This window comes from Georgenia sp. 311 (genome assembly GCF_006151955.1).
In the GTDB taxonomy this organism is placed as follows: Bacteria; Actinomycetota; Actinomycetes; order Actinomycetales; family Actinomycetaceae; genus Oceanitalea; species Oceanitalea wutianyii.
Genome location: NZ_VDFS01000066.1, coordinates 48,855 through 55,786, shown reverse-complemented (window position 1 = coordinate 55,786; position 6,932 = coordinate 48,855). Strand labels below are relative to the sequence as shown.

At 70.1% G+C, this 6,932-nt stretch carries 6 protein-coding genes; 5 read left to right on the top strand and 1 reads right to left on the bottom strand.

The window, feature by feature from the left end:
- Nucleotides 1–48 precede the first annotated feature (48 nt).
- The 5 genes from FHE66_RS15085 (at nt 49) to FHE66_RS15065 (ending at nt 3,833) form a co-directional block, all read left to right on the top strand.
- A complete protein-coding gene (locus FHE66_RS15085; protein WP_139073802.1) occupies nt 49–666 on the top strand; it encodes a TRAP transporter small permease in 618 nt (205 codons plus the stop codon).
- Between the two features lie 7 nt (nt 667–673).
- Nucleotides 674–1,990 (top strand): TRAP transporter large permease, encoded by a 1,317-nt coding sequence (locus FHE66_RS15080; RefSeq protein WP_139073801.1) that lies wholly within the window; start codon nt 674–676, stop codon nt 1,988–1,990.
- A 484-nt stretch (nt 1,991–2,474) separates the two neighbouring features.
- A complete protein-coding gene (tatA, locus tag FHE66_RS15075; RefSeq protein ID WP_255303781.1) occupies nt 2,475–2,708 on the top strand; it encodes a Sec-independent protein translocase subunit TatA in 234 nt (77 codons plus the stop codon).
- A gap of 73 nt (nt 2,709–2,781) precedes the next feature.
- Complete coding sequence (gene tatC / locus FHE66_RS15070; protein WP_139073799.1) at nt 2,782–3,510, top strand: twin-arginine translocase subunit TatC; 729 nt, start codon at nt 2,782–2,784, stop codon at nt 3,508–3,510.
- An 8-nt stretch (nt 3,511–3,518) separates the two neighbouring features.
- Complete coding sequence (locus tag FHE66_RS15065) at nt 3,519–3,833, top strand: Sec-independent protein translocase TatB (RefSeq protein ID WP_139073798.1); 315 nt, start codon at nt 3,519–3,521, stop codon at nt 3,831–3,833.
- A gap of 136 nt (nt 3,834–3,969) precedes the next feature.
- Here the strand turns inward: FHE66_RS15065 and FHE66_RS15060 are convergent.
- Nucleotides 3,970–6,932 (bottom strand): glycoside hydrolase family 3 N-terminal domain-containing protein (locus FHE66_RS15060; protein WP_218013755.1); only part of this gene is annotated, 2,963 nt, incomplete at its 5' end.

The following is a 6,932-nucleotide window of genomic DNA, read 5'->3' as shown; positions in this document are numbered from 1 at the left end:
TGGCGGCGGGGCCTCCCCGCCGCCACCGCTCGCACTCGCGGAGGACCCATGACTGACAACAACGCCGCCACCGGCCCTGACCCGACGCCGCAACCGGCGTCGGCGGCCGACCGGGGCACCACACCCCGCCCCCAGGGCGGCCCCATCGTCCGTGCCCTCGAGGCGGTGCGGAGCGTCATCGACCGCATCCTCGTCCTCATCTGCATCGTCACCTTCGTCGTCCTCGTCGTCGTCGTGTCGTGGCAGGTCATCTCGCGTCAGGTCGTGGGCACCCCGGCGACGTGGACGGAGGAGACCGCGCGGTACATCTTCGTCGTCCTCGCGCTCCTCGTCGCGGCGCTCGTCTTCTCCGAGCGGGGCCACATCGCTGTGGAGATCTTCGTCGAGCGGCTGCCCAAGCGCTTCCAGCTGGTGGTCGCGCTCGTCGTCGAGGCACTCGTCGTCGCGTTCGCGGTGTACGTGATGATCTACGGCGGCATCGCGGTCTCGCAGAACGCGTGGGGCCAGAACATCTCGACCCTGCCGTTGACCATCGGCCAGATCTATCTCGTCCTGCCCGTGAGCGGCGCCCTCATCACCTTCTTCTCGATCTGCCACGTCGTGGGCATGTTCGTGGGTACCGAGGACACCCTCCCGGACGTCGACGAGAACAACCAGGGAATCTGAGGCTCACATGGACCCCGTGACGCTCGCCACGATCATCCTTCTCGGCGGCATCGTCGTCGGGATCGCCATCGGTCTGCCGGTGGCCATCTCGATGGGCCTCCCCTCGGCCCTCGCCATCGTCGTCCTGCTCGGCTGGGACGGCGCCGCCCTCACCTCCGCCCAGCGGCTCTTCACCGGGAGCAACTCCTTCGCGCTCCTGGCGATCCCGTTCTTCATCCTCGCCGGCGGGTTGATGAACACCGGTGGCATCGCCACCCGGCTCATCGACCTCGCCCAGGTCATCGCCGGCCGCCTGCCTGCCTCGCTGGCGCAGACGACCGTCGTCGCCAACGCGATGTTCGGTGCCGTCTCCGGCGCCTCGGTGGCCTCGGCCGCCGCCGTCGGGTCGGTCATGTCGCCCCCGATGAGGAAGGCCGGGTACGACCCGAACTTCTCGGCTGCCGTGAACGCCGCCGCCTCCCCCGCCGGGATGCTCATCCCCCCGAGCAACACCTTCATCATCTACGCGCTCGTCTCGAGCAGCTCCATCGCCGCGCTCTTCATGGCCGGCATCGGGCCAGGCCTCCTGTGGGCACTCGTCTGCATCATCATGGTCGCCGTCTACGCCCGGAAGCGGCCCGAGCTCAAGGCCGCGGAGCGTCCCACCGTCAAGCAGGCGCTCGTCGTCCTCGTGCGGGCCCTGCCCGCCCTCCTCATGATCGTCATCGTCATCGGGGGCATCCTCCAGGGCTACTTCACCGCGACGGAGTCGGCCGTCATCGCCGTGCTCTACTCCCTCGTCCTCGGCCTCGCCCAGCGCACCCTGCCGGTGCGCGCGTTGCCGGGCATCATCCTCGAGGCGGGCAAGACGACGGCGATCGTCATGCTGCTCATCGGCGTCTCGAACATCCTCGCGTGGGTCCTGTCCGCCGCGCGGATCCCCGAGCTCGTCGCCGACTCCCTCCTGGGGCTCACCGACAACAAGACGCTCATCCTCATCATCATCATGATCGTCCTGCTGCTCGCGGGTACGGTCATGGACCCGACGCCCGCCATCCTCATCTTCACGCCGATCTTCCTCCCGGTGGTCGTCGAGCTGGGCGTCAGCCCGATCCACTTCGGCACGATGATGGTCTTCAACATGTCCCTGGGGAACATCTCCCCGCCCGTGGGCAACAACTTGTTCGTCGCTGCCCGAGTCGGCAAGGTCCGCATCGAGCCGATGATCGGCCGCGTCATGCCCTTCTTCTGGGCGCTCACGCTCGCGCTGTTCGTCGTCGCCTTCGTGCCTCAGCTCTCGCTGTGGCTGCCGGAGGTCATGGGCCTCACCGCCGTCACCCCGTAGTCGGGCGGACGCAGTGACGGGGGCGGTGGCCGAGGCCACCGCCCCCGTTCCCGCGTTCCGGGAGCCTTGACAGACGGGCGCGGCCATCAACCCTCCCCCTTCGCGCCGAGAGCTGGATCCTGCACCGTGCAGGATCCAGCTCTCGCGTGAGTGGTGGTCGTGAGTGGCCCTCACGCCGAGAGCTGGATCGTGCGCGGTGCGCACGATCCGGCACCGTTCTTCTGGAGGTGTCTGTCGTCGCGTCCAAGGTGTCCCCCGTGGTCGTTGTCGTGGTGGAGGCCCAGTGCAACCGGGCACGCACCTGCCGCGACCAGCGGGGCGCCATGGCTCGCCGGGTACTGGACCCACCCTCTTGACACGGGCGAAGCGGACGATAGGCTCACGAATCACGTAAGGCGCTTTGGCGGGTTAGGCGATGTCGCCTTCAGAAGTCGAAGCACCGCCCGTGCCACGAACCCGTGCAATGACGCTGTGGAGGCGTGCCGTGAGAACACCCAGCCTGTGGGCGATCATCGTCCTCGTCATCGTCGTCCTCGTGCTCTTCGGTGCGCGTCGGCTCCCCGACGTCGCCGCGAGCGTCGGGAAGTCCCTGAAGATCTTCAAGAGCGAGATCAAGGACCTCACCGCGGACGACGACGCGCCCGCGGCCGCCCCCACCGCGTCGCAGACGCCGGGCAGCCACGCGACCGTGGCGCGCGGCGAGCACCGCACCCCCTGACCCTGCCATGGTGGCGACACCGCTGAGCACGGCACAGGGCGCACGGAGACGTCGGCGATCCGCCGACGGCCGGATGCCCCTGGCCGACCACCTGCGCGAGCTGCGCCGACGGTTCCTCCTCGCGGCGCTCGGCATCGTCGTCGGCGCGGTCGCGGGCTGGTTCCTCTACCCCTGGTTCTTCGCCGCGATCAACGCCCCGATGGAGGCGATCGCCGATCGCGGGCAGGGCGCGGCGATCAACTTCGGGACCGTGGGCGGCGCTTTCGACATGCGGATCCGGCTCTCGCTGTTCATCGGGCTGTTCGTCTCCAGCCCGTGGTGGGTGGGGCAGATCTTCGCCTTCGTCTCCCCCGGCCTCACTCGCAAGGAGCGCCGCACGGCGATCGGCTTCGGGGTGGCGGGCGCGGTGCTCTTCCTCGCCGGCGGTGCGCTGGGCTGGCTCGTGCTGCCCAACGCGGTCACCGTCCTCACCGCCTTCACCCCCGACGACGCCGTCAACCTCATCGACGCGCGCACCTACCTGAGCTTCTTCACCCGGGTCATGCTCGTCTTCGGGGTGGCGTTCCTCCTGCCGGTGGTCATGGTTGCGCTCAACGCCGCGGGACTCGTCTCCGGCCGCACGTTCCTGGGGGCGTGGCGCTGGCTCGTGCTGCTCGCCTTCCTCTTCGCCGCCGTCGCCAACCCGCTGCCCGACGCCTGGTCCATGATCGCGATGGCCCTGCCGATCTGTGCCCTGTTCTTCGGGGCGATCGGCATCGCCCTGTGGTCCGACCGGCGTCGCGCCCGACGTCGTCCCGCCTGAGGTCCTTCATGCCTGTCAACGGTGCCGAGCTGCTCGTCCTCGTCGTCCTCGCCGTCGTCCTCGTCGGCCCGGAGCGGCTGCCCGAGTACGCGCGCAAGCTGGCCGGGCTCGTCGTCGCCCTCAAGCGTCTGGCGGCCGAGGGTTCCGAGCGCGTCCGCGCGGAGCTCGGCGACGAGATCGCCGACCTCCAGGCGCTCGACCCGCGCCAGTACGACCCCCGGCGCATCGTGAGGGAGGCGCTGGCCGACCCGCCGACGCCGAGCCCGCGCGCGGCTGCGCGGCCGACCCAGGACGCCGTCGTCTTCGACACCGAGGCGACCTGAGCGGGTCTCGCCCGTCGTCCCGCAGAAGTCGGCTCTCGCGCGAAAGTCTGCTCTCGCGCACAGTGAGGGCGAGAGCGAGGCACGACATCGCGAGGGAGGGACGGTCTCGAGTGCCCCTCCCTCGCGACGTCACGGGTTACGGCGCCCGGCGCAGACCGATGGTGTCGGTCCCGTCACCGTCCCAGTCCCCGACCAGCACCTCGTCGCCGGCGCGGCCGTAGTGCATCACCCGGTCGGCAGTGCCACCACGGAGCGTGTTCGTCACGTGGAAGGAGATGCCCCGACGGACGGCGAAGGTGTCCTTGCCGTCGCCGTCCCAGTCCCCGGCGAGCGTCTCGTCGGTGGGGCGTCCGTAGGTGATGACGACGTCCGCGTTCCCGGCGCCGACCGTGTTCTTCACGTAGTACGTGGCCCCGCGGCGGACTGCGAGGGTGTCGCGGCCGTCGCCGTCCCAGTCCCCCACGACCACGTCATCGCCGGCGCGGCCGTAGACGACGACCTGGTCCGCGGGCCCACCCGAGAGGGAGTTCTTCACGTGGTAGGTGGCCCCGCGCCGCACGGCGAAGGTGTCGCGGCCGTCGCCGTCCCAGTCACCCACGAGGACCGTGTCGTCGGGACGTCCGTAGACGACGACGCTCTCGGCCTGGCCGCCCGACGGGCGGTTGTTCACGTGGTAGCTGTTGCCTCGGCGCACCGTGATGGAGTCGGTGCCATCCCCGTCCCAGTCGCCGATTAGCACCTCGTCGGTGAACCGCCCGTACATGAAGGCGTGGTCCGCGAGGCCCCCGGCCCACCCGTTGGTGAGGAAGAAGCCGTGCTCTGGCTGCTGCGGCTTGCCGGGCTGCTGCGGCTCCTCGCCGGTCTCCTCGTAGGTGAGGCCGTAGCCGTAGGGGTACAGGGCGCCGTCCGTCGTCTCGTCGTAGCCGGGGCGGTCGCTCTCCTGCTCAATGATCGCCTCGCGGGTGCCCGCGAGCGCGAACGGCAGCTTGCCCTGCGGGGCATGCTCGCCGGTGAGGACGTCCATGAGCGCGGTGTCGCTCATGCCGAAACCGGCGAGGATGGCACCGGCGTCGCGTAGCCCGCTGGCCTCGTCGAGGACGTAGGGCTGACGGAAGTAGACGTGGAGGATGACCTTGCTCGGGTCGTCGACCTCGGCCATCACCTGCTGGATGGTCTCCAGCGAGGGCACGACCTCCCACGACTCGGCCGCCTCCATGCCGGTGAAGTCGAGGATGCTCGACTCCCACGGGTAGGAGCCGCCGAAGCGCAGGCCGGTGTCCGTGCACGCCGGGTCCGTGGCACCGGAGACGTTGTGGACACACACGTCCGAGGCGCCCCACAGGCTCTGCCCGTCGAGGCCGGGCAGCGGCTCACCGTCGTCGTCGAGGACGATGCTCGGGTTGACCCCGTGCTCGGGGTCCAGACCCAGCTCGGGGCTGTCGCTCGCGTAGTCGCGGGCGTTCGTGCGGGCCGTCATCGAGATGAGGACGTAGTCGCTGCCAGCAGCGCTCGGACGCTCCTGGCCCGCCTCGACGTTGCCGTCGGTGACGTCGAAGCCGTAGGACGCGACGGTCTCCTCGGTGAAGTCACCCAGGACGTACACGTCGGAGTCGGGCTGGAGCGGGAGCACCGGGCCGTCCTCGGTGACCACGTTCTCGAGCAGCACGAGCGACTTGCGCTGCAGGTCGAGCCCCACCTCGCGGTTCTCCGCCGAGCCGATCGTCGCGGTGGCGACGTCCGGGTCGACGTAGGGGTTCTCGAACAGGCCCATGAGGAACATCGGCTCGAGCAGCCGCGCGGCTGCCTCGTCGACCCGCTCCTCGCTGACGAGGCCGTCGGCGACGAGATCGGTGATGACCGAGACGTCGTTGAAGCCGGAGAGGGTGTCGGTGCCGCCGTTGATCGCCGCGGCGACGCGCTCGGGGACCGTGGCTCCCTCAAGGCCCCAGGCGCGGTCGTTGATGATGCCGGTGTCGGAGTTGACGTAGCCGCCGAAGCCGAGCTCCTCGCGCAGCAGTCCGTTGACGATCGAGTCGGAGAAGGCGAAGCCGGTGTGCGGGTAGGTCCCCTCACCGCCGACGACGGGCACGTCCACCGGCACTCCGTAGTACGGCATGATCGAGGAGACGCCGGCGTCGATGGCCGCCTCGAACGGGAGCATGTGCTCCTCGAAGAAGCCGCCCGGGTAGACCTGCGCCTTGCCGAAGGCGTAGTGCGGGTCCAGTCCCAGCTCCTGCGGGCCGCCGCCCGGGAAGTGCTTGAGGGTGAGCGCGACCCTCGTCTCGGGGCTCAGCGCGAGGCCGTTGTCGTTGTTGTCCGTCACCGGCCCCTGCAGGGTGTGCACGAGGGTCTCCATGATCGCCGCGGCGTGCTCGGCGTCCTCGGTGAAGGTCTCGTGGGTGCGGTACCAGCGCGGCTCGGTCGACAGGTCGGCCATGTAGCCGTACATGCCGCGAAGGCCGATGGAGGACCACTCCTCCCCCATGACGTCCGCGAACTCCTCGACGACGGACATGTCGCCCGTGGTCGGGGTCTCGCCGGTGGCGAGCGACTCGGCGCCGAGCGCCGCCGCGGCGATCCCGGCCTCCTTTGGGAACGCGCTGAACGCCCCGGCCGACTCGTTGATGCCCGCGCGGGCGTCGGGGTCGATGTGGTTGCGGGCGTTGCTCTTGAAGAGCGCGGGGATGCCGAGGCGGGTGGCCTCCGACATCCGCTGGACCGCGTTGGTGAAGCCCGCCGCCTCGGCCGGGGTCACGCTCGTCGACGCCTGGAAGCCACCACCCGTCCCGCCGCACACGGCGTCCTCGGGCCCGGTCACCGTGTTGCGGAAGACGAACCGGTGCATGTGCTGGGTGTTGACGAAGTTGTCCGCCGAGGCCGGCACGGTGCCGCGCACGCCGTCCTCGCAGGCGGCGTTGAGCGTGTCGATGAGCATGAGGCCGGCCTTCTCCTCCAGCGTCATCCGACCCACGAGGTCGGCGACGCGCTCGTCGACGGGCGCGCGCCAGTCCTCGTACGGGTCCACCGCCCCGTTGCCGTTGAGGTCGCGGAAGCTGAGCCCGGAGACGGTGACGACGTCCTTGACCTCGGCGCCCAGCA